Source organism: Pseudonocardia sp. Ae150A_Ps1 (genome assembly GCF_001932315.1).
Lineage (GTDB): Bacteria > Actinomycetota > Actinomycetes > Mycobacteriales > Pseudonocardiaceae > Pseudonocardia.
Genome location: NZ_MCIJ01000001.1, coordinates 2,211,488 through 2,236,636 on the forward strand (window position 1 = coordinate 2,211,488; position 25,149 = coordinate 2,236,636).

At 74.6% G+C, this 25,149-nt stretch carries 27 protein-coding genes and 4 pseudogenes; 12 read left to right on the top strand and 19 right to left on the bottom strand.

Translation table 11 applies throughout. The features are described 5' to 3' along the window. Window position 1: 1 nt before the first annotated feature. A pseudogene (locus tag Ae150APs1_RS34615) lies at window positions 2-229 on the bottom strand (thiamine pyrophosphate-binding protein); the annotation flags it as partial. A gap of 227 nt (window positions 230-456) precedes the next feature. Here Ae150APs1_RS34615 and Ae150APs1_RS10125 point away from each other — a divergent pair. Further along, on the top strand, window positions 457-1,152 hold the full coding sequence (locus tag Ae150APs1_RS10125; RefSeq protein WP_010242538.1) for a GntR family transcriptional regulator: 696 nt from the start codon (window positions 457-459) through the stop codon (window positions 1,150-1,152). Window positions 1,153-1,337: 185 nt separating this feature from the next. On the opposite strand, the gene Ae150APs1_RS10130 is transcribed toward Ae150APs1_RS10125, so the two are convergent. From Ae150APs1_RS10130 to Ae150APs1_RS10170, 9 genes are all read right to left on the bottom strand, one after another. Then, the gene (locus Ae150APs1_RS10130; protein ID WP_170918069.1) at window positions 1,338-2,519 is read right to left on the bottom strand and encodes a methionine synthase; all 1,182 of its coding nucleotides are present in this window, start codon (window positions 2,517-2,519) and stop codon (window positions 1,338-1,340) included. A gap of 387 nt (window positions 2,520-2,906) precedes the next feature. After that, window positions 2,907-3,362, bottom strand: coding sequence for a nitroreductase/quinone reductase family protein (locus Ae150APs1_RS10135; RefSeq protein WP_075297174.1), 456 nt, complete (start codon window positions 3,360-3,362; stop codon window positions 2,907-2,909). A 39-nt stretch (window positions 3,363-3,401) separates the two neighbouring features. Continuing rightward, window positions 3,402-3,866, bottom strand: a complete 465-nt coding sequence (locus Ae150APs1_RS10140) for a nitroreductase family deazaflavin-dependent oxidoreductase (RefSeq protein ID WP_075297176.1) — start codon at window positions 3,864-3,866, stop codon at window positions 3,402-3,404. Window positions 3,867-3,930: 64 nt separating this feature from the next. Beyond that, on the bottom strand, window positions 3,931-5,031 hold the full coding sequence (gene mnmA / locus Ae150APs1_RS10145) for a tRNA 2-thiouridine(34) synthase MnmA (protein ID WP_075297178.1): 1,101 nt from the start codon (window positions 5,029-5,031) through the stop codon (window positions 3,931-3,933). Between the two features lie 4 nt (window positions 5,032-5,035). After that, window positions 5,036-6,241, bottom strand: a complete 1,206-nt coding sequence (locus tag Ae150APs1_RS10150) for a cysteine desulfurase family protein (protein WP_075297180.1) — start codon at window positions 6,239-6,241, stop codon at window positions 5,036-5,038. Between the two features lie 59 nt (window positions 6,242-6,300). Next, window positions 6,301-7,254 (bottom strand): lysophospholipid acyltransferase family protein, encoded by a 954-nt coding sequence (locus tag Ae150APs1_RS10155; protein WP_139316859.1) that lies wholly within the window; start codon window positions 7,252-7,254, stop codon window positions 6,301-6,303. After that, window positions 7,251-8,030, bottom strand: a complete 780-nt coding sequence (locus Ae150APs1_RS10160) for a GNAT family N-acyltransferase (protein WP_082399305.1) — start codon at window positions 8,028-8,030, stop codon at window positions 7,251-7,253. The genes Ae150APs1_RS10155 and Ae150APs1_RS10160 overlap by 4 nt, the downstream gene beginning before the upstream one ends. Window positions 8,031-8,228: 198 nt before the next feature. Further along, window positions 8,229-9,176 carry an electron transfer flavoprotein subunit alpha/FixB family protein gene (locus Ae150APs1_RS10165; RefSeq protein WP_075297182.1) on the bottom strand — a complete coding sequence of 316 codons (948 nt, stop codon included), beginning with the start codon at window positions 9,174-9,176 and terminating at the stop codon, window positions 8,229-8,231. Window positions 9,177-9,223: 47 nt separating this feature from the next. Next, window positions 9,224-10,009, bottom strand: coding sequence for an electron transfer flavoprotein subunit beta/FixA family protein (locus Ae150APs1_RS10170; RefSeq protein ID WP_010232469.1), 786 nt, complete (start codon window positions 10,007-10,009; stop codon window positions 9,224-9,226). A gap of 400 nt (window positions 10,010-10,409) precedes the next feature. Between Ae150APs1_RS10170 and Ae150APs1_RS10175 the strand changes: the two genes are divergently transcribed. Next, the gene (locus Ae150APs1_RS10175; RefSeq protein ID WP_010232470.1) at window positions 10,410-10,703 is read left to right on the top strand and encodes a hypothetical protein; all 294 of its coding nucleotides are present in this window, start codon (window positions 10,410-10,412) and stop codon (window positions 10,701-10,703) included. Between the two features lie 120 nt (window positions 10,704-10,823). On the opposite strand, the gene Ae150APs1_RS10180 is transcribed toward Ae150APs1_RS10175, so the two are convergent. Then, entirely contained in the window at window positions 10,824-11,093 is a 270-nt protein-coding gene (locus tag Ae150APs1_RS10180; RefSeq protein WP_075297184.1) for a hypothetical protein, read from the bottom strand. A 982-nt stretch (window positions 11,094-12,075) separates the two neighbouring features. Here Ae150APs1_RS10180 and Ae150APs1_RS10185 point away from each other — a divergent pair. From Ae150APs1_RS10185 to Ae150APs1_RS10195, 3 genes are read left to right on the top strand one after another with little or no spacing between them, the layout of a single operon-like run. Then, window positions 12,076-12,867 carry a class I SAM-dependent methyltransferase gene (locus Ae150APs1_RS10185; RefSeq protein WP_075301939.1) on the top strand — a complete coding sequence of 264 codons (792 nt, stop codon included), beginning with the start codon at window positions 12,076-12,078 and terminating at the stop codon, window positions 12,865-12,867. Next, window positions 12,864-14,411 (top strand): glycoside hydrolase family 57 protein, encoded by a 1,548-nt coding sequence (locus Ae150APs1_RS10190; protein ID WP_075297186.1) that lies wholly within the window; start codon window positions 12,864-12,866, stop codon window positions 14,409-14,411. The genes Ae150APs1_RS10185 and Ae150APs1_RS10190 overlap by 4 nt, the downstream gene beginning before the upstream one ends. Window positions 14,412-14,443: 32 nt before the next feature. Beyond that, window positions 14,444-15,685 carry a glycosyltransferase family 4 protein gene (locus Ae150APs1_RS10195; RefSeq protein ID WP_075297188.1) on the top strand — a complete coding sequence of 414 codons (1,242 nt, stop codon included), beginning with the start codon at window positions 14,444-14,446 and terminating at the stop codon, window positions 15,683-15,685. 8 nt (window positions 15,686-15,693) lie between these two features. On the opposite strand, the gene Ae150APs1_RS10200 is transcribed toward Ae150APs1_RS10195, so the two are convergent. Beyond that, window positions 15,694-16,401, bottom strand: coding sequence for an acyltransferase (locus tag Ae150APs1_RS10200; RefSeq protein ID WP_010232477.1), 708 nt, complete (start codon window positions 16,399-16,401; stop codon window positions 15,694-15,696). 75 nt (window positions 16,402-16,476) lie between these two features. Between Ae150APs1_RS10200 and Ae150APs1_RS31115 the strand changes: the two genes are divergently transcribed. Continuing rightward, complete coding sequence (locus Ae150APs1_RS31115; protein WP_083703225.1) at window positions 16,477-16,680, top strand: hypothetical protein; 204 nt, start codon at window positions 16,477-16,479, stop codon at window positions 16,678-16,680. A gap of 39 nt (window positions 16,681-16,719) precedes the next feature. Next, on the top strand, window positions 16,720-17,646 hold the full coding sequence (locus tag Ae150APs1_RS10210) for a nucleoside hydrolase (protein WP_075297192.1): 927 nt from the start codon (window positions 16,720-16,722) through the stop codon (window positions 17,644-17,646). 851 nt (window positions 17,647-18,497) lie between these two features. Here Ae150APs1_RS10210 and Ae150APs1_RS10220 read toward each other — a convergent pair. Then, window positions 18,498-19,268, bottom strand: coding sequence for a 2-phosphosulfolactate phosphatase (locus Ae150APs1_RS10220; RefSeq protein ID WP_075297194.1), 771 nt, complete (start codon window positions 19,266-19,268; stop codon window positions 18,498-18,500). Between the two features lie 274 nt (window positions 19,269-19,542). Between Ae150APs1_RS10220 and Ae150APs1_RS34290 the strand changes: the two genes are divergently transcribed. The 3 genes from Ae150APs1_RS34290 to Ae150APs1_RS10230 are packed head-to-tail and all read left to right on the top strand — an operon-like array spanning window position 19,543 to window position 20,284. Continuing rightward, the gene (locus Ae150APs1_RS34290) at window positions 19,543-19,677 is read left to right on the top strand and encodes a hypothetical protein (protein WP_256385582.1); all 135 of its coding nucleotides are present in this window, start codon (window positions 19,543-19,545) and stop codon (window positions 19,675-19,677) included. Next, complete coding sequence (locus Ae150APs1_RS10225) at window positions 19,674-20,045, top strand: hypothetical protein (RefSeq protein WP_075301941.1); 372 nt, start codon at window positions 19,674-19,676, stop codon at window positions 20,043-20,045. The genes Ae150APs1_RS34290 and Ae150APs1_RS10225 overlap by 4 nt, the downstream gene beginning before the upstream one ends. 20 nt (window positions 20,046-20,065) lie before the next feature. Beyond that, the gene (locus Ae150APs1_RS10230) at window positions 20,066-20,284 is read left to right on the top strand and encodes a hypothetical protein (RefSeq protein ID WP_075297196.1); all 219 of its coding nucleotides are present in this window, start codon (window positions 20,066-20,068) and stop codon (window positions 20,282-20,284) included. Window positions 20,285-20,526: 242 nt separating this feature from the next. On the opposite strand, the gene Ae150APs1_RS10240 is transcribed toward Ae150APs1_RS10230, so the two are convergent. Next, window positions 20,527-21,156 carry a glyoxalase superfamily protein gene (locus Ae150APs1_RS10240; RefSeq protein ID WP_249266290.1) on the bottom strand — a complete coding sequence of 210 codons (630 nt, stop codon included), beginning with the start codon at window positions 21,154-21,156 and terminating at the stop codon, window positions 20,527-20,529. Between the two features lie 195 nt (window positions 21,157-21,351). On the opposite strand from Ae150APs1_RS10240, the gene Ae150APs1_RS31975 reads away from it, so the two are divergent. Next, on the top strand, window positions 21,352-21,513 hold the full coding sequence (locus Ae150APs1_RS31975) for a hypothetical protein (RefSeq protein ID WP_168170448.1): 162 nt from the start codon (window positions 21,352-21,354) through the stop codon (window positions 21,511-21,513). A gap of 33 nt (window positions 21,514-21,546) precedes the next feature. On the opposite strand, the pseudogene Ae150APs1_RS31120 reads toward Ae150APs1_RS31975, so the two are convergent. The 3 pseudogenes from Ae150APs1_RS31120 to Ae150APs1_RS31130 form a co-directional block, all read right to left on the bottom strand. Next, window positions 21,547-21,738 (bottom strand): annotated as a pseudogene (locus Ae150APs1_RS31120) (helix-turn-helix domain-containing protein); the annotation flags it as partial. Beyond that, a pseudogene (locus tag Ae150APs1_RS34295) lies at window positions 21,734-21,919 on the bottom strand (hypothetical protein); the annotation flags it as partial. The pseudogenes Ae150APs1_RS31120 and Ae150APs1_RS34295, both read right to left, overlap by 5 nt. Beyond that, window positions 21,918-22,181 (bottom strand): annotated as a pseudogene (locus Ae150APs1_RS31130) (potassium-transporting ATPase subunit KdpA); the annotation flags it as partial. The pseudogenes Ae150APs1_RS31130 and Ae150APs1_RS34295, both read right to left, overlap by 2 nt. A gap of 116 nt (window positions 22,182-22,297) precedes the next feature. On the opposite strand from Ae150APs1_RS31130, the gene Ae150APs1_RS10255 reads away from it, so the two are divergent. After that, window positions 22,298-23,053 carry a DUF4118 domain-containing protein gene (locus Ae150APs1_RS10255; RefSeq protein WP_075297200.1) on the top strand — a complete coding sequence of 252 codons (756 nt, stop codon included), beginning with the start codon at window positions 22,298-22,300 and terminating at the stop codon, window positions 23,051-23,053. Between the two features lie 22 nt (window positions 23,054-23,075). Here the strand turns inward: Ae150APs1_RS10255 and Ae150APs1_RS10260 are convergent, their stop codons facing one another. Further along, the gene (locus Ae150APs1_RS10260; RefSeq protein ID WP_075297202.1) at window positions 23,076-23,654 is read right to left on the bottom strand and encodes a TetR/AcrR family transcriptional regulator; all 579 of its coding nucleotides are present in this window, start codon (window positions 23,652-23,654) and stop codon (window positions 23,076-23,078) included. Further along, window positions 23,651-24,982 (bottom strand): diaminopimelate decarboxylase, encoded by a 1,332-nt coding sequence (lysA, locus tag Ae150APs1_RS10265; RefSeq protein ID WP_083680048.1) that lies wholly within the window; start codon window positions 24,980-24,982, stop codon window positions 23,651-23,653. Before lysA ends, Ae150APs1_RS10260 begins: the two co-directional genes overlap by 4 nt. Window positions 24,983-25,149: the final 167 nt, after the last annotated feature.

Consider the following 25,149-nt stretch of genomic DNA (forward strand, 5'->3'; position numbering starts at 1 on the left):
GCGGGATCCGCGAGACGGACGCGTTGGCGACCGCGGTGACGGTGTTCGTGACACCGGGCCCCGCCGTCGCCAGCGCGATGCCCATCTCGCCGGTGAGCTCGGAGTGGGCGTGTGCCATGTGGACGGCGGCGGCCTCGTCGCGGACGTCGACGATGGCGACCCCGAGCCGGGCGAGCCGGTCCCAGATCGGCTGGATGTGCCCGCCCTGCAGTCCGAAGACGCGGCGCACCCCGCGGTCGTACAGGAACCGGGCCACCAGTGCAGCGACGGTGGACGGATCTTCCTCGGTCATCGATCAGCCTCCTCGGGCGGCATCGACCGGGTGACGTACGACACGCACTATGCGCATACTGAATTCAGAAGTCAACCGGAAGCGGATCATGAACGCCCACCCGGTAATCTGAAGTGGTTGCCCACCAGGGGAAACCGGACGACGCGGAAGGAGGCCGGCCCGCCGTGACGGCCCTGCCCGCCCCACCCTCACGCGTCCAGCAGGTCTACGACGCGATCGTCGACGACATCTGCACCGGGCGGCTCACACCGGGCACCCCGCTACGGCAGGAGCACCTCGCCGAGCGCTTCTCGGTGTCCCGCCAGCCGGTCCAGCAGGCACTGTTGCTGCTGCGCAACCAGGGCATGCTGCGCGACTTCGGCCGTCGCGGTCTCGAGGTCGCGCCGGTCGACGCCGACTTCGTCCGCCACCTCTACGGACTGCGCGCCGTGCTGGACGGCTACGCCGCCCGCAGCGCCTCCGGACACCTGTCCGCGGAGGAGGCGTCGCGCGGGTTCGCCCTGGTCGCAGAGGGTCAGGCGGCGGACCGCGAGAAGAACTACGCGCGGATGGTGGCCGCCGACATCGACTTCCACCGGTTCGTCACCGAGCACTCGGGCAATCCCCTGCTCGTCGAGAGCGCCGGCGTGATCTGGCGGAACGTCCAGCGGGTGATGGGTGAGCTGCTGTTCCGCGGGAGCGCGCCGAAGTGGGTCTGGGAGGACCACGCCGCGATCTTCTCCGCGGTCGTCGCGGGCGACGGCGACCGGGCCGAGCGGCTCGCCCGCGAACACGCCGAGCACGGCGAGACGCTGATCCTCGACGCGCTCGGCGAGTCCGGCGACGCCGGCTCCGGCCGGGCCGCGGGCACCGCCTCCTGACGATCGTCCAGGCGGGGCCGTCGTCGCCCTTCGCGTGACTAGTGAATTCAGAATGCCCGATGGCGCTTGCTGTCGTTGCTCTCTCCGTGCCGAGGAGCCGGCCATGCCAGCACGGCCCGACCCCACCCGAGCGTCGTCCGGGGCCGACCGCGCCCACCGACGGCGTCGCGACCTTGCGCGGCGCTTCAGCTCCCGGCGCCGAACCCGGCGGGGGGCACCTCGTCCGGGTCGGCGAAGGCCCGGCCCAGCTCGCGGGACAGGGCGAGGGCGCGGCGGGCCCACTCCGGCGTCGCACCGGCCAGGCCGCAGGCCGGGGTCGGGACGGCCAGGCGCGCGAGGCGCGGCCGGTCGAAACCGAGCCGGTCCGCCAGGTCGTACCCGGTGCGGGCGAGATCGCCGATGACCGGCTCGCGGACCGGCGCGGTGCCGGGCAGCAGACCGAGCAGCAGCGGGGTCCCCTCGTCCCAGGTCTCGCCGATCGCGTCGAGCGCGCGGGGTTCCGCGGTGGTCCCGGCGAACGCGGGCCGGGTCGCGTCGATCCCGACGGCGGCGACCCCGGCGCCCGCCAGCAACCGGATCGGCGGACGGTCCGCGCAGCAGTGCACGACGACCGGGGCGTCGATGCCGGTGATCAGCTCGCGCAGGAGGTCCTGCGCGTCCGGCGCGGGCACCGAGCGCACGGTGCCGTAGCCGGAGGCGGTCGACAACGACCCGGCGAGCACCGCGGGCAGCCCGGGCTCGTCCAGCTGGACGACGACGGACGCCCCGGTCCGCGCCGTGACCTCGGCGACGTGCGCGCGGAGCCCCTCGCCCAGACTGGCCGCGAACTCGCGCACCGCGCCGCGGTCGGTGAGGACCCGGTGCCCGGACGCCAGCTCGACCGCGGCCGCGAGCGTCCACGGCCCGGTGGCGGAGACCTTCACCCATGCGGGACGGCTGCGGTCGCAGGCGTCGCCGAACGCGTCGAGATCGCCCGCCATCAGGTCCCGGGCCCGCCGGAGGTCGCGGCCCTGCCGCGCGGTGACCCGCCAGCCGGTCGGGACAACCTCGACGGCCAGGTCCACGAGCAGCCCGGCGGTCCGTCCGATCATGTCGGCCCCGACCCCGCGGGCCGGCAGCTCGGGCAGCGCGGGGAGGTCGGGGGTCTCGCCGGTGACCAGCGCGGACGCCTCCCGCGGATCGGCCCCCGGCAGCGACCCGACGCCGGTCCCGATCCCCTCGGGCCACAGCGCGCGCGGGGCGTCGGGCAGCTCGGGTTCGTCGCTCACGACCTCGATGCGGGGTTCGGGCGGCCGGGTCTCACCGGGTCGCACGTCGCCCAGCCCGGCGGCGGCGAGCGCGGCGGCCAGCGGGTCGTCGGTACTCACGGATCCAGTCTCCCCCGCGGCGGCGACGAGGAACCCGTGGGGTGGCGTGGCGCGCGGGTTCGCGTGACACCCCGCACCGTCGCCCACCACCGGCACCTTCTGTGGATTCGCTTCCTCGGGCAGCGATCTGCGGGAGGAGGCACCAGGTGCCCATCGACGGAATCGCTGCCCGAGGAAGCGAATCCACGAGGGGTACACCCCGGGCTGGTCGCTGGTCGCTGGTCGCGAATCGGTCGGAGGGGCAGCGCGGGCCCGCCGAGCCCGGCACTGACAGCTCCCCTCCCACGAGATCGCTGCCCGAGGCAGCGATTTCACGGAGGGTGTACCCCCGACCTCGCCGGGCAGCTGTGCCGCAGCCGGCCGGCGGCGGCGCCCAGGCTGCAGCGCTCAGCCTGCGGCGGTCAGCTCGAACACCGGGTGGCGGGGCGCCGCGGCGGCGACCTCGGCCTCGGTGGAGCCGGCGGTGATGTCGTCGAACAGGAGCCCTGCGCCGCGACCGAGGCCGCGCACGTACGCCTGCAGGACCGGGACGGCCGCCTCCACGCCCTGCTCGACGGCCCGGACCCGTTCGGGCTCGCCACCGGCGCGCAGTGCGCCGACCCCACCGGCGGCGCGCAGGTTCCGCACCCAGTCGGTCTCCCCGCGCGGGGAGATCAGATAGCGGCGGCCGTCGATCGTCACCGGGGTGAGCGGGACCGTGCGGACCCGGCCGGTCACCCGGCCCGGGACCGCGAGCACGACCGCTCCGCCGACCGGGGCGCCGCGCTCGGCCAGCGCCGCGACCACCGGGTTGAGCAGGCGCCGGGACAGGAGACCGGATGCGCGGTAGTGGTGATCGCCCATGGCCGCAGCGTCCCACCGATCCGCGGCGGCCGCGCGGTCTCAGGGGCGGGCGAGCACGAAGACCGGGTGCCGGTGCGCCGCGGTGGCGAGCTCCTCGTCGGAGAAGTCCGCGCCGACACCGTCGAAGAACGCGCCGACCTCCCACGCCCAGCGGCGCAGGTACTCGCGGAGCACCGGGACGACAGCGGCCGGGTCGGTCAGCTCGGTCGCGGTGACTCTCTCGGACCGGCGCCCGACGGTCACCTCCGCCTCCCCCGCGACGCGCAGGTTCCGCACCCACTGCGTCTCACCGCGGGCCGCGACGAGGTAGCGGGCGCCGTCGAGGCGCATCGGGGTGACCGGGACCGTCCGGACCTCGCCCGAACGACGCCCGCGGACACCGAGCACCGCCGAGCCGGCGAGCGGGATCCCGAGCCGAGTGAGGCCCGCGACCAGCGGGTTCATCACGTACCTAGTGAACCGTCCGGGTGCGAGGTAGTGACTGTGAGAGCACTGATTCGTCATGAGAGCAGTGTTCTCTCATCGGCACACAAAAGCAAGAGCAGTGCTCTCGTTGAGAGCAGGGGCCTCAGGAGGTGGCGGTGATCGTCGCGCTGCCCAGGACGACATCGCCGTCGTCGTCGGGGTGGTAGAACGCGACGGCCTGCCCCGGCGCGACCCCGCGCAGCGGCTCGGCCAGGGCGATCTCGACGCCGTCCACGCCGTCGTCGCCACGACCGGACGGCGTCACCTCGGCGGGAGCGATCCCGCCGTGCGCGCGGACCTGGACGACGCAGCCGAACGGCCCGTCCGGAGCGCCACCGGAGGTCCAGACCGGGCTGCGGGCGGTGATGCCGGAGACGTCCAGCGCGGACTCGGGCCCGACCCGGACGGTGCCGCTGACCGGCTCGATCCCGAGCACGTAGCGGGGACGGCCGTCGGCGGCGGGACGGTCGATGCCGAGCCCCTTGCGCTGCCCGACGGTGAAGCCGTGCACACCGTCGTGGCTGCCGAGGACGTCGCCGGTGCCGGCGTCGACCAGCTCGCCCGGCTGCGACCCGAGCCGCTCGCGCAGGAAGCCCTGGGTGTCGCCGGTCGGGATGAAGCAGATGTCGTGGCTGTCCGGCTTGCCGGCGACCCGCAGCCCGAGCCGCTCGGCCTCGGCCCGGATCTCCGGCTTGGGGGTGTCCCCCACCGGGAACATCGCGTGCCGCAGCTGGTCCGCGCGCAGCACCGCGAGGACGTAGGACTGGTCCTTGTCCGCGTCGGCCGAGCGCCGCAGCGACGGCACCGCCGGGTCGAGCCGGGCGTAGTGACCGGTGCAGACGGCGTCGAACCCGAGCGCGAGCGCCTTGTCGAGCACGGCCGCGAACTTGATCTTCTCGTTGCAGCGCAGGCACGGGTTCGGCGTCTCGCCCGCGGCGTACGCGGCGACGAAGTCGTCGACCACGTCCCGGGCGAACTCCTCGGACAGGTCCCACACGTAGTACGGGATGCCGAGCACGTCGGCGGCGCGCGCGGCGTCCGCCGAGTCCTCCTTGGAGCAGCATCCGCGGGAACCGGACCGCATCGCGTCGCGGGTGCGGGACAGCGCCAGGTGCACCCCGACGACGTCGTGCCCGGCGGCGACGGCACGCGCGGCGGCGACCGCGGAGTCGACACCGCCACTCATCGCAGCGAGGACCCGCATCGGATCAGCCCGTGACCGCGGCGGGGGCGCGTCCGGCCTTCCGCGCCCGCTCGACGACCGAGCCGATCGCCTCGGTCAGGGCGGCGACGTCGGCGCGGGTGCTGGTGTGCCCGAGGGAGAACCGCAGCGACCCGCGTGCGGTGTGCTCGTCGGCACCCATCGCGAGCAGCACGTGGCTGGGCTGCGCGACGCCTGCGGTGCAGGCGGATCCGGTGGAGCAGTCGATCCCGTGCGCGTCGAGCAGCATCAGGAGGCTGTCGCCCTCGCAGCCGGGGAACGCGAGGTGCGCGTTGCCCGGGAGCCGGCCGGGGCCGCCGTCGACCCGGGAGTCGAGTGCGTCGCCGCTCAGGACGGCCTCCGGCACCGCCGCGCGGACCGCGTCGACCAGCTCGTCGCGCAGCGCGGCCAGCTCGGCGCGACGGCGCGGGGCCGACGCGACCGACTCGGTGACGGCGGTGGCCAGCCCGACCAGCGACGGGACGTCGAGGGTCCCGGACCGCACGTCGCGCTCCTGGCCGCCGCCGTGCAGCAGCGGGGTGCAGTCGACCTCGCGGCCGAGCAGCAGCGCCCCGGCCCCGTACGGCCCGCCGAGCTTGTGCCCGGTGAGGGTGAGCGTGTCAACGCCCGACGCGCCGAAGTCGACGTCGAGGATCCCGACGGCCTGGACCGCGTCGGTGTGGAACGGCACGCCGAACTCGTGCGCCACCGCGGCGAGCTCGCGCACCGGGTTGACCGTGCCGACCTCGTTGTTCGCCCACATCACCGAGACCAGGGCGGTGCCCTTCGGGTCCTCGGCGAGCGCGGCGCGCAGCGTCTCCGGGCGGACCCGGCCCGCGGGGTCGACCTCGAGCAGCCGGAGCCTGGCGCCCTCGTGCGCGGCGAGCCATTCGGCGGCGTCGATCACGGCGTGGTGCTCGACCGACGAGACGAGCACGCGGGTCCGGCGCGGGTCCTCCGCGCGGCGGGCCCAGTACAACCCCTTGACCGCGAGGTTGTCGCTCTCGGTACCGCCGGTGGTGAACACGACCTCGGACGGGCGCGCCCCGACCGCCGCGGCGATCCGCTCGCGCCCCTCCTCGACCTCGCGCCGGGCCCGCCGGCCCGACGAGTGCAGCGACGACGCGTTGCCGGTGCGGCCGAGCGCGTCGCTCATGGCGGCGACGGCAGCGGGCAGCATCGGTGTGGTCGCCGCGTGGTCCAGGTACGTCATCGGACTCCAGGGTAATCCCGTGGTGTACGACCGTGCCGCTCGCCCGGGGCCCGCGCGTGCTATCGCCCGTGCCGCACCCGGTCCCGCGCGCGGGCCGCCAGCGCCCGCCGGTCGTCCACCCCGGGCTCGACGAGCTCCCCGACCGTGACCTCGCAGACCAGCCCCGGCAGCCGCAGCACCCGGCCGACGGCGTCGCCGAGGGTCTGCTCGCCGACGAACGCGGCGGCCGTGGTCGGGCGGCCGTCCGTGGTGGTGACGGAGACCGTCACCGGCCGGACCGCGACGCCCGCGTCGATCGCCGCCTGGAACGGCGCACGCCGGTAGTCGCCGCGCACGGCCCCGCACCAGGTCGTCGCCTCCGAGAACACCCCGACCAGGGTGCCCTCGCGCAGCGCGTCCGCGGTCGCCGCGACCGTGCCGGGCAGCCGGGACAGTCCCTCCCGGTCCACGAACAGGGTGCCGATCCGGGTGGCCAGCAGGCCGATCAGCGGCCAGTCGCGCACCTCCCGCTTGGCGAGCATCGTGACCGGGCCGATCGCGCCGAGCGCCGGGATGTCGATCCAGGACGTGTGGTCGGCCACGACGAGTGCGCCCCGCCCGTCGCCGGGGCGCAGCGGCCCGCCGCGGACGACCAGCCGCACCCCGGCCGCGCGCAGCACCGCCCGGTGCAGGGACCGCAGGACCGCGCCGAGCACCCGGGCGCCGAGCAGCGCCGCGGCCGGGACCAGCGGGACGGCGGCGACGAGCACGGCCAGCAGCAGGACGGTGCGGTAGACCAGCCGGAACCGTCCGGTCGTCGCACGGGCCGGCAGGCAGTCGTCGGGGGTGCAGGGCCCGCCCGGGCGGCGCACCGACGCCGGTTCGGCCGGGTGGGTCGGGTGGTCGGTGTCGTCGGGGGCGGTGGGGACCGGGGTGCGCAGGGCCGCGCGGGCCGGGTGGTGCGCCGGGGTGCGCAGAGCCGGGGGCGGCCCGGCGGTACGGGCGGCGCCGGCGGCGCCGGCGGTGAGCGTCATGCCGCGGGTCCCGCGGCCGCCCCGGCACCGTCCGACTCGCCGAGGAAGAACCGCAGGTAGCGCTGGTCGATGTGGTCCATCCCCAGCAGCACCGGGAAGTCGGCGACGCCGAAGTCCGGGTCGTGGGCCGGCGGCCCGCACACCCACGTCCCGAGGCGCAGGTAGCCGCGCAGCAGCGGCGGGATCGTCGTCGTGCGGTGCCGCGTGGCGCCGGCCGGGTCCCAGCCACGGCGCGGCGTCGTCCGGTACTCGGGCGGCGCGAGGTGCTTCGCCCGCACCCGGTCCCAGACGCCGGCGGCCTGCGCGCCGCCGTCGTCGAGCGGGACGCTGGCGCAGCCGATCAGCCAGCGGTGCCCGGTGAGGAACATGTAGCGGGCGATGCCCGCCCACGCCAGCCCGACGACGGCACCGCCCCGGTGGTCGGGGTGCACGCAGGACCGGCCGGTCTCCACCAGCTCCGGGCGCAGCGGGTCCAGCGCGGTGAGGTCGAACTCGTCGTCGGCGTAGAGACCGCCGGCCGCGCGCGCCCGGTCGGGCGGGAGCATCCGGTAGGTGCCGACGATTTCGCCGGTCGCGTCCTCGCGGACGACGAGGTGGTCGCAGAACTCGTCGAAGCGGTCGACGTCGCGGCCGGGCACCGGGGTGTCCAGCGTCGCGCCGATCTCGTCGGCGAACACCCGGTGGCGCAGCGCCTGCGCCGCGGCGACGTCACCGGCGTCGGTCGTGAGCAGCAGGGAGTACCGCCGGGCCGCGGTCTCCGGGGTCGAGACGATCACCTGGTTCACGCGGGTGTTGGTACCGGCCGCGCGCGACACCCGGACGGTTCCGCGTCGACACGGCGGTGGCGGCCACGTGAACGCCGCCCGACTCACCCGTCCGCGGTGTCGTCGCAGGTAGGAGCAGGTGAACGGGCCTCCCACACACGACGACGCCCGGGTGCACCAGGCACCCGGGCGTCGTCGTGGGACGAAGCGTCAGCTCTTGCGCTTCGTCACCTCCTCCTGCAGCTGCGGGGCGACCTTGAACAGGTCACCGACGATGCCGTAGTCGGCGATCTCGAAGATCGGTGCTTCCTCGTCCTTGTTCACCGCGACGATCGTCTTCGAGGTCTGCATCCCGGCCCGGTGCTGGATCGCACCCGAGATGCCCAGCGCGATGTAGAGCTGCGGCGACACGCTCTTACCGGTCTGCCCGACCTGGAACTGCGGCGGGTAGTAGCCCGAGTCGACCGCCGCACGCGAAGCGCCCACGGCCGCACCCAGGGAGTCGGCCAGACCCTCCACGACGGTGAAGTCGTCGGCCGAACCGACACCACGACCACCCGAGACGATCACCGTCGCCTCGGTCAGCTCCGGACGCGACCCACCGGTGATCGGCTCACGACCGGTCACCGTGGCCTGACGCCCGGACGGCGCCGGGACCTCGACGGTCTCCCGCGCACCCGCACCGGCCGAGGCCTCGATGTCGACCGCACCCGGACGCACCGTGATCACCGGGTGCTCGGTGTTCGCCTTCGCCTCCGCGGTGTAGGCACCACCGAAGATCGAGTGCTGGACGCCGTCGGCGGTCACGCCGACCACGTCGGACAGCAGCCCGGAGTTCGTGCGCACCGCCAGCCGGCCGGCGACCTCCTTGCCGTTGGCCGCCGCGACGACCAGCACCGCCGCCGGGCTCACCGACCCGACCAGCGACTCCAGCACCCCGACCTCGGGGGCCAGGAAGTCGGTCGAGTCGGTCTCGGCGACGTAGATCTTCTCCGCGCCGTGCTCGGCCAGCCCGTCGGCCAGCTTGTCCGCCACCCCGGCGGCACCCACCACCACGGCCGAGGGCGCACCCAGCGCCCGCGACGCGGTCAGCATCTCGTAGGTGGTCTTCTTGATCTCCCCGTCGGTGTGGTCGACGAGTACCAGGACCTCTGCCATGTCGTATGTCTCCAATTACGAAGAAGAAGCAGGAACCGAAACCCGGATCAGATGAGCTTCTGACCGACCAGGAACTCGGCGATCTTCGCGCCGCCGTCGCCCTCGTCGGTCACCTTCTCGCCGGCCTGCTTCGGCGGCTTCGGCGCCGAGCTGGTCACCGTGGTCAGCGCGTTCGCCAGACCCACCTCGGAGGCGTCGATCCCGGCACCGGCCAGATCGAGGCTCTCCACCGGCTTCTTCTTCGCCGCCATGATCCCCTTGAACGAGGGGTAGCGCGGCTCGTTGGACTTCTCACCGACCGCGACCACCGCCGGCAGCTCCGCCGACAGGTGCGTCACACCGTCGTCGGTCTCCCGCTTCACCGTCACCGTCGACCCGGACACCGACAGCTCGTTCGCCCACGTCAACGCGGGCACACCGAGCAGATCGGCGACCATCGCCGGCACCGCGGCGATCTGACCGTCCGAGGCCGAGTTCCCGGCGATGACCAGGTCCCAGCCCTCCTGACGGCCGATCAGCTTCGTCAGCGCGCGAGCGGTCTGCACCGCACACGAACCGTGGATCGCCTCGTCGGACAGGTGCACCGCGGAGTCCGCGCCCATCGACAACGCCTTGCGGATCGCGTCCGTGGCGCGGTCCGGGCCGATCGACACGACCACGACCTCGCCCTCGCCGGCCGCCTCCTTCACCAGGAGGGCCTGCTCCACGGCACGCTCGTTGATCTCGTCGATGACCGCCTCGGTCCCCTCACGGTCGAGGGTGTGGTCGGAGTCGGACAGCTTCCGCTCCGAGTAGGTGTCGGCCACCTGCTTCACCAGGGCCACGATCTTCATAGGACCTCTTCGACCTCCTGCCGCGGCGGCCTGGGCTCGTGCACAGGCCGCGTCGTCCTCGTCCAGCGGGCCGGTCCCGGTGGTCCGGGGCCGTACCCGCATCGCGTCACCGTGACGGTGCTGCGCCGCGCGCTCCGGCAGGAGCGGGGGTGGGCCGCGGCGTCGCGCCCGCCATGTAGCCGATGACTCTGCCAGCGTCGTGCCGTAATGGCACGCCGTGCCACTGTGACGTTCATTGTTACCAACGAGTAGCCACCTGGCAAACGTGCCGGCTCCGTGACCGTACTCACGGGCGGCACTCGTCACCGTCGTCACGCACGACGTCACACCGCGCGTCCGCGGGACGGGGGACGGGTTTCGCTACCGTCGGCACCTCACGCACCGGCAGGAAGGAGCCGACGTGCAGGTGACGGGGTTCGACGACCGTCTGGGAACCGGCTACGTCCTGAGCACCGGCGCGCACGCCGACGAGGACGTTCCGGGCAGCCGGACGGTCGAGCACGACGGGACGACGGTCCGCGCGACCGAGGGTCTCGCCGCGATGCTCGAGGACGCGCTGGCGTACCGGCCGACCACCCGTCTGGGGTGGGGCGGGCCGGAGGTGCCGCTGACGCTCGACGACGGCACGCTGCTGGCGTGGCTGCGCAACGACGTCGGCGGCGTCGTGTCCGTGGCAGGTGAACCGACCGGGTGACGACGGCGGCGTAGCGCGCCGGGAGCCCGTGCCGCCGGCGCTCAGCCGGCCCGGCGGCGCTCGGCCGGCCCCGGCCCGGTGACACTCGGCCGGCCGCGGCGCACAAACGCTCGGCGGTGCTCAGCCGGCCCGGCGGTGCCGGCCGCGCCGTGGTGCCGCGGGGACGGGCGCACCGGCCCCCTGGCACTCGGACCCGGCGGCCGTCTCGAGGCCGGAGGTCGGCGCCGAACGGGTGGGCAGCAGTGCGCGCAGCATGTCGGCCAGTGCGGCGTCGTCCATGCCCTGCAGGTCGAGGTCCTCGTCGCCCAGCACCCCGGAGACCAGCCACGACCCGGTCCGGCCGGTGATCGTGAGGGACAGCGTCCCCTCGTCGGTGAGCGTCTCGCGCATGCTGTGCGTCCTCCTCGGCGTCGGGTCCCCCCGATCCGAGGACGTCCGGGAGGGCCCGGACGTTGCCCTCCGCGTCCGGATTTCCGCACCGGAGCCGTCGCCACGCCGCGCCGCACACCTTCGCGGGCACCCGCACATGTTCGCCGGTAGCCGCACAGGGTCGCGGGCAGCCGCACAGGTTCGAAGTCGTGCGGCCGCCCCCGAACCTGTGCGGCAGCGCCCGGCCTGTGTGGCAGCGCCCGGGCCGTGCGGCAGCGCCCGGGCTGTGCGGCAGCGCCCGGCTGTGCGGCAGCGCCCGGCTGTGCGGCAGCGCCCCAGCCGGTGCGGCCGCTACGGGGCGATGGCGCGTCGCCGAGCGTGCAGCTCGGCCACCTCCGGCACGTCGCGAGTGCCGCGGCCTCGTCCGGTCGCCGGGCGCGGGTCAGGATCAGACCGAGGTCGAGGCGGGCCGTGGCGAGCCTGCGCGGCAGGCGGCTGGCATCGCTGAACAGCCCGCCGGGCCCGACCTGCCGTCGCTGCATCGCGACTCCGTGACCCCGAGACATCGCCGCGAAGCGAACCGCACAGGTTCACCTGCCCCCGCACCGGTTGGAACCTGTGCGACGGCCCTCGAACCTGTGCGGGAGCGCCTGAGCCTGTGCGGCTGTGAGGGCGCTAGGCCGCTCGGAGGTCGAGAGTCCTGTGCGGCTGCGCCCGAGCCTGTGCGGCTGCGCCGGGCAGGTGCTGCGTGTCCGGGCAGGTCCGGTGCATCCGAGCGGGGGCGGTGCATCCGAGCGGGGGCGGTGCGTCCGGGCGGGGGCGGTGCGTCCGGGCGGGTGCGGCCAGCCCGGGCGTACGCGGGGCAGGGCCGGTCTGACACCGTTCCGAGCGTGAGCAGCCACCCGTCGGCCGGTCCGTCCACCGGCCACACCTCCCCTGATCGACTCGGCGTCGCCGGCGACGACCGTCGTCCGGAAGCGGCGAACGGCGCGGGGTGCGGGCGATGACGGACGTGGGCGCCGCCCGGGTGGATCCGCTGCCCCTCACCGGCGAGCGGACCGTGCCGGGGCTCGCCGTCGAGAACTACTGGTTCCGCCGCCACGAGGTCGTCTACGAGGCGATCGCCGCGGACTGCGACGGCGCGACGGTGCTGGAGGCCGGCTGCGGCGAGGGCTACGGCGCGGACCTGCTCGCCGGTACGGCGCACCGGGTGCTGGCCCTCGACTACGACCCGGCGACGGTCGCGCACGTCCGCGCCCGGTACCCGCGCGTGACGGTGGCCCGGGCGAACCTGGTGGCGCTGCCGCTGCCGGACGCCTCGGTCGACGTCGTCGTGTCCCTCCAGGTCATCGAGCACCTGTGGGACCAGGAGCGGTTCCTCGGCGAGTGCCGCCGGGTGCTGCGCCCGGGCGGGAGGCTGCTGGTCTCGACCCCGAACCGGATCACCTTCTCCCCCGGCCGGGACACCCCGCTGAACCCGTTCCACACCCGCGAGCTCGACCCGGACGAGCTGGCCGGAATGACCCGCGACGCCGGGTTCGACGATGTCGGCGTCCGCGGCCTGCACCACGGTCCGCGGCTGCGCGCGATGGACGAACGCCACGGCGGCCTGATCGAGGCGCAGACCGCGCTCGCGCTCTCCGGCGAGCCGTGGCCGGCGGAGCTGACCGCCGACGTCGCGGCGGTCCGGGCCGCGGACTTCGAGCTGCACGACCGCGACCTCGCGGGGTCTCTCGACCTGCTCGTGTCGGCGACGACCCGCACGACCCGCACGACCCACGCGGCCCGCCCGTGACGGACGCGCGCGTCGGCACGTTCTGCCTGGTCCTGCACTCGCACCTGCCGCTGCTGGCCCGGCACGGGCGCTGGCCGGTGGGCGAGGAGTGGCTCTACCAGTCGTGGGCGCAGTCGTACCTCCCGGTGGTGGCGACGCTGCGCGAGCTGGCCGCCGAGGGGCGTGGGGAGCTCGCCACGCTCGGCGTGACCCCGGTGCTGGCCGCGCAGCTCGACGACCCGTACTGCCTGCGCGGGGTGCACGACTGGCTGGGCGGCTGGACGCTGCGGGCGCACTCCGCCGCCGGACGGCTGCCCGATCTCGCCGCGCACGAGCACCGGTTGTCGACGACGGCGACGGCGGAGTTCGAGGCGCACTGGCGGCACGGCGGCTCGCCCGCGCTGCGGTCGTTGCGGGACTCCGGCGCCGTCGAGCTGCTCGGCGGGCCGGCCGCGCACCCGTTCCAGCCGCTCCTGGACCCGCGGGTCCGGCGGTTCTCGCTGCGCGCCGGCCTGGCCGACCACGCGCTGCGACTCGGGTCGCGTCCGGCCGGGATCTGGGCGCCCGAGTGTGGCTACGCGCCGGGGATGGAGCACGACTACGCGACGGCGGGCGTCGGCCGGTTCCTCGTCGACGGCCCGGCGCTGCGCGGGGACACCGCCCTGGCCCGCCCCGTCGGTGACTCGGACGTCCTCTGCGTGGGCCGCGACCTCGACGTCACCTACCGGGTGTGGTCGCCGCGCAAGGGCTACCCGGGCTCCGCCGAGTACCGCGACTTCCACACCTGGGACCACGCGTCCGGGCTCAAACCGGCCCGGGTGACCGGCCGCCGGGTGCCGTCCGAGCGGAAGAAGCCGTACTTCCCCGGCCTCGCCGCCCGAGCCGTGCAGCGGGACGCCCGGGACTTCGTCGACACCGTCGTCGCCCGGCTGCGAGCGCTGCGTGGGACGACCGGGCGGCCCGCGCTCACCGTCGCGGCCTTCGACACGGAACTGTTCGGGCACTGGTGGCAGGAGGGTCCGGACTGGCTCGCCGCGGTGCTGCGGCTGCTGCCCGAGGCCGGGGTCGCGGTGCGGACGCTCGGCGGCGCGATCGACGACGGCCTCGTCGGCGACCCGGTGACGCTGCCGGAGTGCTCGTGGGGGTCCGGCAAGGACTGGCGGGTCTGGGCGGGGCCGCAGGTCGCGGATGTCGTCGCCCGCAACGACGACGTCCAGCGCGACCTGCTCGCCGGCGTCGACACCGTGCTTCCCGGCGACGGCCCGCTGCTGCGGCCCGATGCCCGCGACCCGCTCGCGGACCTGCTCGTCGACCAGGCGCTGCACGCGCTGTCCAGCGACTGGGCGTTCATGGTCAGCAAGGACTCCGCGGCGGACTACGCCCGGTCCCGCTCCGCGACGCACGCCGGGCGGGTCGCCGAGCTGTCCGGCCTGCTTCGCGCGGGACGGCGACGCGCGGCCGGACGCCGCGCCGCGCACTGGACGGACGCCACGGCGCCGGTGTTCGGGCACGTCGACGCCCGGGACCTGGCCGCGCCCGGAGGGCTCCCGACTACCCGGGGGTAACCGGCCCCGGGGGCGTTTGCCAGGATCTCCGGATGCGGGTGCTGATGGTCAGCTGGGAGTTCCCGCCGGTCGTCGTCGGCGGGCTGGGCCGGCACGTGCACGCGCTGGCCCGCGAGCTCGTCGTGCTCGGGCACGAGGTCGTCGTGCTGTCGCGGGCCCCCGCCGGGACCGACGCCGGCACCCACCCGACCGTCACGGACACGGTCGACGGTGTCCGGGTGCTGCGCGTCGCGGAGGACCCGCCGCACCTGGAGTTCGGCACCGATCTCGTCGCCTGGACCCTCGGCATGGGGCACGGCCTGCTGCGGCACGCGCTGACGGCGCTGCTGCCCGGCTGGCGGCCGGACGTCGTGCACGCCCACGACTGGCTGGTCGCGCACCCGGCGATCGCGCTGGCCGACGTGCTCGGCGTCCCGCTGGTGACGACGCTGCACGCCACCGAGGCCGGACGGCACTCCGGCTGGCTGCCGGGCCCGATGAACCGTCAGGTGCACTCCACCGAGTGGTGGCTCGCGCAGCGGGCGGACGAGGTGATCACCTGCTCGTCCGCGATGCGGGCCGAGGTGGCCGCCCTCTACGACCTCGACGCCGACGACGTGCACGTGGTGCACAACGGCATCGACCCCGGTCGCTGGCGCACCCGCGGGGCCGCGCCGGTGCCGTCGTCGTCCGGGCCGCGGTTGGTCTACTTCGGACGGCTGGAGTTCGAGAAGGGCGTGCAGGACCTGATCGCGGCGCTGCCCCGGATCCGGCGCCGCCACCCCGGCACCCGGCTGCTGGTCGCCGGGACCGGGACACAGGCCGCCATGCTGGCCGAGCGCGCCGCCGCGCACCGCGTCAGACGGTCGGTGGACTTCCTCGGCCACCTGCCCGACGCCGACCTGACCGCACTGCTGCGCGCCGCCGACGCCGTCGTCCTGCCGAGCCGGTACGAGCCGTTCGGGATCGTCGCGCTGGAGGCCGCCGCCGTCGGGGCGACGCTCGTCGCCTCCACCGCGGGCGGGCTCGGCGAGGTCGTGCGCGACGGCGAGACCGGCCTCGCCTTCACACCCGGAGACCTGCCCGGCATCGCCGACGCCGTCGACCGGGCGCTCGCCGACCCGCGGGCCGCCCGGCGCCGGGCACGCGCGGCACGGGCACGGCTGCGGACCGACTTCGCGTGGCCGACGATCGCCGAGCGCACCGCCGCCATCTACGCCGGTGCCCGGGCGGCCGACCCGCACGACCTGGCCCGACCGAAGATCCCCACCGGGAACCTGTTCGACCGGTCCTGAGCCGGGTGTCAGGCCCGGTCGAGCCGGGCGCGCAGGGCCCGGTCGGCCTTGCGGGCCATGTCCGCGACGGCGGCGCGCTCGGCGGCCGCGGCCTCGAAGTCCGCGCGGCGGTCCCGCACCACCCGTGCCGGGCTCCCGACGGCGATCGACTCGGCCGGCAGGTCCCCGCGGGCGACGGCGTGCGCACCCAGCACCGAGCCGGACCCGATGCGGGTCCCGCGCAGCACCGAGGTCTTCACCCCGAGCCAGCAGCCCTCGCCGATCCGCACCGGCGACTTGACGATGCCCTGGTCCTTGATCGGGCGGTGGACGTCCTCCGTGCGGTGGTCGAAGTCCGTCACGTACACCCAGTCCGCGACCAGCGTCGCCGCGCCCACCTCGACGTCGAGATAGCAGTTCAGGGTGTTGTTCCGGCCGAAGACGACCTTGTCGCCGATCCGCATCGACCCCTCGTGGCAGCGGAGCGCGGTGCCGTCGCCGATGTGCACCCAGCGCCCGATCTCCAACCGGCCCAGGCCGGGGCGGGCCTCCAGCGTCACGCCCTTGCCGAGGAAGACCATCCCGCGCAGCACGACGTGCGGGTGCCGGACCCGCAGCACCAGCAGCCGCCAGTACCGCCGCAGGTACCAGGGGGTGAAGGCGCGGTGCCGCAGGATCCAGCGCAGCGAGGTGAGCGTGAACAGCCGGGCCTGCTCCGGATCGTCCTGCGGTCGCACGGACCCGACCCTAGGCGTGTGCGGTGCGCGCTCCGCGGGTACCTCCGCCTGCACACGACGACGGGAGGCACCCACGTGACCGAGCACCGCGAGCCCGACGACGGATCCGACGTCGGCACCGGCGAGCTGACCTCCGGCGGGACCGGGACGGTCCGCGAGGAACGCGACCACGAGGGAAACCCGCGCCCGGCGGGTTCCACCGACGACTCCGGCGTCACCGGGGCGGCGGCCGCCGAGCTCGACGCCGAGAACGAGGACGAGCCCACCCGCAGCGAGTGAGTCCGCGGGGGTGCCGCGGTCCGGCCGTACCCTGCCGGGGTGCCCCCGTTGATCATCGACACCGACCCGGGCGTCGACGACGCCGTCGCGCTCGTCCTCGCCCTGCGGAGCCCCGAGGTGGACGTCCGCGCGGTCGTCGCGGCGTTCGGCAACGTCGGGCTGGACCGCACCCTCGACAACGCCGGACGGCTGCTCGCACTGACCGGCCGCACCGACGTGCCGCTCGGGACCGGTGCCGAGCGGCCGCTGGTGCATCGGCTGGAGCGCCGGGCCGGTCACGTGCACGGCGAGGACGGCCTCGGCGGGCGCGCGGCGCACCTGCCCGATCCGGTCGCGCCGCGCCCCGGCTCCGGGATCGAGCTGATGGCGCGGGTGCTGGAGGACGCCACCGAGCCGGTCACCATCGCCTCGATCGGCCCGCTGACCGACACCGCCCTGCTCCTCGCCACGCATCCCGAGCTCACCGGCCGGATCGGCCGGATCGTCGTCATGGGCGGGGCGATCGGCGGCGGCAACGTCACCGGCGCCGCCGAGTTCAACGTCCACGCCGACCCGGAGGCCGCGCACCGCGTGCTCACCCAGGACCGGGTGCCGGTCGCACTGGTGCCGCTGGAGACGACGCTGGGCTGCGCCGCCGGCCCGGAGTGGCTCGACGCGCTCGCCGCGGGCGACGTGGTGTGCGCCGAGCTGCGGGCGATGATCGCGCCCTACCGCGACTTCTACCGCGACCGGTACGGCCGCGACGCCGTCGCACTGCACGACGCCGTCGCCCTGCTGGAGTGCGTCGCGCCCGGGTCGCTGACGGCGACGCCGACACCGCTGACCGTGGACACCGGGTTCGGCCCGGCGCGCGGGGCGACCGTGCCGCACCGGGCTCCGGAGGCGACGACGCCGCCGGTCGACGTGCTGTCGGCGCCCGACGTTCCGGCCGTCCTGGACGCGGTCCTGGACCGGCTGCGCGGCTGACCCGCGACGGCACCGCCTCCGACGAGCACGCGATCACGCGGACGGGATGATGGCGCCCATGGTCTCGTCGTACGTCGTCACCGGCGCCGGCCGCGGGGTCGGTCGCGCCATCGCCGAGAAACTGCTCGCCGAGGGCCACGCCGTCGTCGTCCTGGAACAGGACCCCGACGAGCTCGGCTGGACCCGCACCCACCCCGCAGGCGACCGGGTCGCCGCCGTCACCGGGAGCGCAGGAGACCCGGCGATCGCAGAACGCGCGGCCGACCTCGCGGAGCGGACGGGCGAGCTCGCGGGCTGGGTGAACAACGCCGCCGTCTTCCGCGACGCCGACCTCCACACAGGACCGCCGGAGGATCTCGTCGCGCTGGTCGACGCGAACCTCGCACCGGTCCTGGTGGGCTGTGCCGTCGCGGTACGCCGGTTCCGGGACCGCGGCACGGCCGGGTCGATCGTGAACGTGTCGAGCCACCAGGCACAGCGCGCCGTACGAGGCGCACTTCCCTACGCGACGGCGAAGGCAGCCGTCGAGGGGCTGACCCGTGCCGCCGCCGTCGACCACGGCCCCGACGGGATCCGGGTCAACGCGGTCGCCCTGGGCTCGATCACGACCGACCGCTACGAGGACCTGCTCGAACGGCAGGGCCCCGAACTCGCGGCCCGGACGCGGCAGGAGATGGGCGAGATCCATCCACTGGGCCGTGTCGGGCGCGCGGAGGAGGTCGCCGACGCCGTGGCCTACCTGCTGTCCCCCGCCGCCGCCTTCGTCAGCGGGGTCGTGCTGCCGGTCGACGGGGGGGGCGGGCCGCCCGGGGCCAGGATCCCGAGTCACGGTGACCCGCCGGCGTCCGGGGTCAGCTCGCGAGGAACGCCTCTCCGCTCAGCAACGGGACGGACTCGCTGTGATCGAGCTCGGCGGCCGTCCGCACGTCGTCCTCGTGACCGAGGTCCACCAGCTCACGGCCACTGGCGCAGTGACGTAGCGCCCCACCGAGGTCGTCGGCGATCGCGTCGAAGGTTCCGACCGCCGACCCGGCCTCCGGTGACAGGTCGTCCCAACACCGTTCGACGAGCGCTTCGATCAGCGCTCCGGCTCCCCACTGGTCCTCGACGGCGGGGCGGAGCGCACCACCGGGCCACCGCTCCCCTGCGGCGATCACCGCCACCCGCAGGGCCGGATCCGTACGACGACGGCGGCACAACCACTCCGCGGCGGCCTGCCGGTTACGGAGACAGACCCCGATCACCTCCGTCGAACCGGAGGCGAGCCGCGCGGAGATCGTCGAACCGTTCGGCGAGGGCAGGACCAGGCGCGACGGCGACGGCTGCGCGGTGCGGACGCTCGCCGGGGACAGGCTGATCTCTCCCGGACGGGCCCGGGAACGGCCCACGGCGAGAACCGCGCCGCGCTCCGCCGCGTACGTCGCTGCCGCCGCGTCGCGCCACCGGTACGGGTACACCGAGATCCCGCGGTCCGCGGCGACCGTGAGCGTCGTGGTGAAGCTGAGGACATCGACGACGACCGCGACGTGGCGCCCCGGACCGAGCGCGGCGGCTCCCGCCGCACCCCACTCCAGGCCCACCCCGTACGACGGCTGCCGGTGCGCGGCGTCGACCCGGTCCATGACCACGACGGTAGTGCCGGCCGACCGCAGTCTCGAACAGCTCAGCTGCAGCCAGACCGTTCGTCCGGCATCGCGATCCGGTCGGGCCGGGCCTCCGAGCTGATCGTTCAGGTCGTGCGCCGCTGTGCGGCCGGGCCGGCAGAGCTCGAATCACTGCCGTCTAGCTCGGGGGTCGACAATTCCTACTCTGGTTGTCCAGTGCGGGGTAGACCACAGTCGTGACGAGGCGAGAGACATCGTGAAGCGCATCAGCCGCGAGGCGGAGCGCCGAAGCGTGAGTTTCGGCCTCGACCGCGAGGGCGCCGAGCACACCGTCTACCGGATCGGGACGACGATCATCCCGATCCCACGTCATCGCGAGGTCGACGAGTGCGAGACCGAACTGGGGAAGGGCTGGTGGCGGACATGAGCTACACCGTCGACGTGAGCCGCGCCGACAAGGTGTGGCACGTCCACGTCGTCGAGATCGACCGTGTCACCCAGGCCCGCACCCTGGCCGAGGTGCCGGAGATGGCCATCGATCTGATCTACATCATGACCGGCGAGTCCGACGCGGCGCTCGACGTCGAGGTGGATCTGCCCGAGACCGCGGCGAAGCACCTCGCCGAGGCTCGGCGACTGCGCCGCGTGGAGTCCGAGGCTCGGTCCGCCGCGGCCACCGAGCTCCGTGAAGCGGCGGTCGAGCTGAAGCGACAGGGCCTGTCGATGCGGGATCTCGGTGACGCCATCGGGGTCTCGCATCAGCGCGCCAGTCAGCTCACGAGCGGCCGGGCGTAACCGCCATCAGGAGAACGACCGTGGCACAGGACGACGACCACGGGTCGACGGGTGACCGCGACGGACCACGCGAGCTACCGGTCGGCTGGGTGACCCTGATCTGCCTGGCCCTCCTGGCCGGAGTGGCGGGGCTCGGGATGCCGACATGGGCGATCGCGGTCCTCGCCGTGCTCCTACTGTTCGCTGCCGCGACGGACGCGTACCGGTGGAGGCTGCGCCGCCGCCCACGGTCGGGCTGACCGTGGCGCGGGACCGGCTCGTGTGCTTCGGCGGCGGCGAACGCACCGTGGACGACTCGCCGCGCTCGCCGACGGTGCCGGGCTCGCGCTCCGCGACCACGCCCCCGGTCTCAGACGGCCGTACCCTCCTCGAACTCGGGCCCGCCTGAGTCGGTAGCCGCCCGGTGGTCCTGGCGTGGGCAGACCCAGGGACGCGCCAGGACGTGGTCGACGTCCTGCAGTTCCACATGACCCATACGGGGTCAGCCCGCCTCACAGAAGCGCAGCGTGTTCCCCGACGGGTCGATGACGGTCAGGGTCGGGCCGCCCGGGGCGTCCTGCTCGATCCCGGGCCGCATCGACGGGTGCGCCGTCCGGCGCAGCTCCCGGTGGAGCGCCGTCACGTCGGCCACCGGTACCCACACGGCCGAACCGGGAGTTCCGTCGCCGTGGTGCTCGGACAGGTCGAGCCTCGTCGCCCCACGGGCCAGGCGGGCGTAGATCGGCATGCCGGGTTCGAACCGGTGCTCCCACTCGACGACGAACCCGAGGTGGTGCAGGTAGAACGAGCGGACGTCGTCGAAGCGCTGGACGCGCAGGATCGGAACGGGCGCGCCGAGCCCCGCTGCGTCGTCCCGGCTCCGGTCCAGGACCGCGCTCGCGGTGTTCCAGTCACGGAACCCGAGCTGGTGAGCGACCAGTTCCAGCGCGCGGGCATGGCTGCTCATGACGTGCTGCTCCGCGAGATCGGCTCGCAGTGAGCGGGCCGCTGCCTTGGCAGCGTCGGTGGTGAGGTCCATCGTCGGCCTGTCCACGGTGTCATCGGTCCAGTGCCCGCGTTGCTGGACGGACACCGCTGGAACGCCGGCGACGACCGTGGTCGGTGCGTTCACCACGCCTGACGGCGAGCGGGCGGCAGGCCGCACCGGGCCTCGGCGATCGAGCCTAGCCGGGGTGTCCACACCGGCCCGCACGACCCGCCCGCCCCGTCGGTCGGCACCGGGACCGGCGGCCCACGCCCGGGATGTCGGTACCGTTCGGGTGACCGGGGCCCGCCCGGACCTCCGGACGAGAACCAGGAGAGATGAATGCCCGGCCTGTTCCAGAAGGTGTCCGAGTTCCTCAAGAGCCCGCAGGGCAGGAAGTACGCCGACCAGGCGAAGCGCTACGCGCAGGACCCGCGCAACCGGGCGAAGGCGCAGGAGACCCTGAAGAAGGTCTTCGGCGGGAAGGGCCGCGGCCGCCACTGACGCCGCCGGACGGCTCGTGCCCGTCCCCTCCGGTCACCGCTCGAACCGGTATCCCATCCCGGCTTCGGTGATGAGGTATCGGGGAGCGGCGGGCACGGGCTCGAGCTTCCGCCGGATCTGGGCGAGGTGGACCCGGAGAGAGTGCGTCTCGGTGTCGTCGGAGGGCCCCCACACGTCGTGCAGGATCTGCCGACGGTCGACGAGCCTTCCCTGGTTGCGGACGAGAGGTGCCGAGCACGAGCTGGGTGGCGTTGACCCCGCGGGCGAAGTCCAGCAGCGCCCGGGTCACGGCGCCGGCCTCGCCGTCGCCGACGACGGCGTGGAAGGTGGCACCGACGTCGTCGGCGAGGGTGCGGATGCGGTCGACGGAGCCGACCGGACCGGCGGTGAGGCCGTCGCCGCGCAAGGAAGATCTCGACGATGTTGGTGAACGGGTTCGGGTTCTCGAACGGGTGCGCGGAGTTGGCGTTGAAGATCCCGCCCCCGTTGGTGCCCAGCTCCTTGACCGCCTCCTGCGACGCGGCCGGAGCCAGGGGAAGTGTGTGGGTCGCACCGTCCACACCGGTGACCTCGACGCCCGCGCGCAGCGACTGCACGACCCCGCCGGCGACGAGCACGATCGCGGCCACCGCGGCGAGCGGGACCATGATCCGGACGGTGCCGCAGGTCCACTCCGTCGGGACTCGTCACGGGTGAACGGGTGCCAGGACCGGGCACCGCGATACCCGTCAACATCCCGTCAGCAGGGCTTGTCCCGGGTCACGCCGAGGGCTGTGCTGGTCCGATGCCGGCGACCGAGAGCACGACGATGAGATGGGCCGGCGCGGTGGGCCCCGTGGTGGTCGCCTACGGCGCCGGCGAGCTGCGCGCGGTGCTCGCCAACACCAGCGCCGCGCTGGTACTCGTGCTCGTGATCGTGGCGACCGCGGTCGCCGGGGACCGCGTGGCCGGGCTGCTCGCTGCGGTCTCCTCTGCCGCGGCGTTCGACTTCTTCCTCACCGTGCCCTACTACGCGTTCGCGATCCGCACCGCGGCCGACATCGAGACGGCCGTGCTGCTGCTGGCGATCGGGGTCGCCGTCACCGAGATCTGCTGGTGGGGGCGTCGCCACCGGTCACGGTCGGAGGGCAGGCAGAGATACCTGGAGGGGGTCGCGCACGCCGCGCGGATGGCGGCGGACGGCTCGTCCGCCCGGGACCTGGTGGCCACGGTCGAGTCGATGATCGTCGAGGTGCTCGACGTGGACGGGGCCCGCTACGAGCACGGGCCGGTGGGTACCGGGGACGCCCCTGGTAGCCCGGTGCTGCATCGCGACGGTTCGCTCACGTGGGGACGGCGCCGGATCGACGTGGCACGGGAGGGGCTCCCGACCATGGACGTGATCGAGCTCCCGGCCGGGAGCGGCCCCGACGACGGGCGGTTCCTGCTCACCGCGAGCACCCGGGTGCGCCGGCCCGGCCCGGAACAGCTGCTGGTCGCGGTCACCCTCGCCGAGCAGGTGCGGGCCCCCGGGAACCGGGACGAGCACCCGGGGGCATGAGCGGGCGCGGCCCGGCCCTCGTTCACCGCGCCCCCGGACGGTGCTCGCACGGTCCGCCGAGCAGCAGCGCGTCCACGGCCTCGGCCAGTGCGCTCGCCGGGCCGGTGCCGGTTCCGGGTTCGTGTGGGGGTAGGGCGCCGTGGCGGGCACCGTGGCCGACGAGCAGGACCACATCGGCGTCCGCACGGGACCTGGATTCCTCGCGCAGCGCGGTGCGCCAGGCCTGGAGCGCCGCGCGGTGGACGCTCCCGGCCTCGGGGTCGGCGGCGTCGCGCAGCCGGGTGACGGCGACGAAGGTGCGGTTGAGCGGGGACGCCTCGGCGAGGCAGGTGCCCAGGTAGTGGCGCACCCGCCCGGCCGGGGCGGCCCGCATGAGACTCAGGTCGAGCGCGACTCGATCCTCCAGGCGCCGGCAGAGTGCGTGCACCAGCGTCGAGTGGGACGGGAAGTGGTGGAGCAGCCCGCCCTTCGACATCCCGGCGCGGTGCGCGACCGCGGCGGTCGTCGCGCATCGCGGCCCCCCGTCCAGCAGGACGTGCTCGAAGGCGTCGAGCAGCAGTTCGCGCGGCGGTGCGGCCGCCCGGCCGGTCGTGAGCGTCATCCGATGTCGCGACGCAGGAGGTCCTCGGGGGTGTCGCGGCGCAGTAACGGCAGCGTCGCACCGCCACTGACGGCGACCACCGGGACGCGGGGGATCTGGTTGTAGGTCGAGGCCATCGACGCCTGGTAGGCCCCGGAGACCGGCATCGCCAGCACGTCACCGGCCGTGAGGTCCGCGGGGAGCCGCACGGCGTCGGCGAGGACGTCGGTGGACTCGCAGTGCCGCCCGGCCACCCGCATCGGCTCGAGGTCGGCCCTGGTGGCGCGTCCCACGAGCCGCACGGGGTAGCGGGCACCGTAGAGGGCCGGGCGGGGGTTGTCGCTCATGCCACCGTCCACCAGCACGGTGCTGCGACCGCCGCTGCGCTCGACGGCGGCGACCCGGTAGAGCGTCACACCGGCGCGCGCGACGATCGCCCGGCCGGGTTCGACCAGCAGCTGCGGCTCGGCGATGCCGTGGGCAGTGCACGCACCGGAGACGGCCCGGCGCACCGCGCGGCCGAACGACACCGGGTCGGTGGACCGCTCACCCTCGGCGTAGCCGACGGCGTGACCGCCACCGAGGTCGAGCTGGGGCAGTTCGAGGCCGTAGCGGGCCCGGACGGCGGCGAGGACCTCGACCATCCGGGTCGCGGCGGCCTCGTAGCGGCTGATGGAGCAGACCTGGGAGCCGAGATGGCAGTGCAGGCCGATCAGGCGCAGCTGCGGACGCGCCAGGATCCGGCCGACCGCGGCGAGGACCTCCCCGGCGGCAATGCCGAACCAGGAGTCCGCGGTGGCGGTCGTCAGGCCCGGGTGGGTGCGGGCGTCGATGTCGGGACGTACCCGCAGCAGCACCTTCTGGCGGCGTGGCGCCGCAGCGGCGATGCGGTCGATCTCACCGACGGAGTCGATGACGATGCGCCCGACCCGGGCGGCGAACGCGGCCTTGAGGTCCTCGTCGGTCTTGACGGTGCCGTGCAGCAGGATGCGCTCACCAGGGACCCCGGCGGCGGCCGCGACGGCGACCTCGCCGCCGGAGCAGGCGTCGATCGAGCATCCCTCCTGGGCCACCAGGCGCGCGGTGCCGCGGCAGAGGAACGCCTTCCCGGCGTAGATGATCTCCGCGCCGGGGAGCGCGTCATGGTAGGCACGGCAGCGCGACCGGATGTCGGCGCTGTCGAGGACCTGCAGCGGGGTGCCGAAGCGGTTGGCGAGCTCGTGGACGTCGACGCCGCCGATACGGAGGTCCCCGGCGGAGGTGGTCCGGGACGTGGACGGCCAGATCCCCGGCGCGAGGCGGGCGTTGAGCGTGGTGCGCAGCGACGGGACCAGTTCGGCGAGAGTCACCGGATCTCCTGTTCGGCGAGGCACCCCGGGGTGGGGCGCGCTACCTCCCGTTATGCGCCTCTGCCCGGCCGGTGACCGCCGGCCGAGCACGATGTTTGCGCCCCGGCGGCCAATCCTTATGCCGGACCCGGGCGGAAGGGCCACCTTCGCCGAAGGACTCGACAACA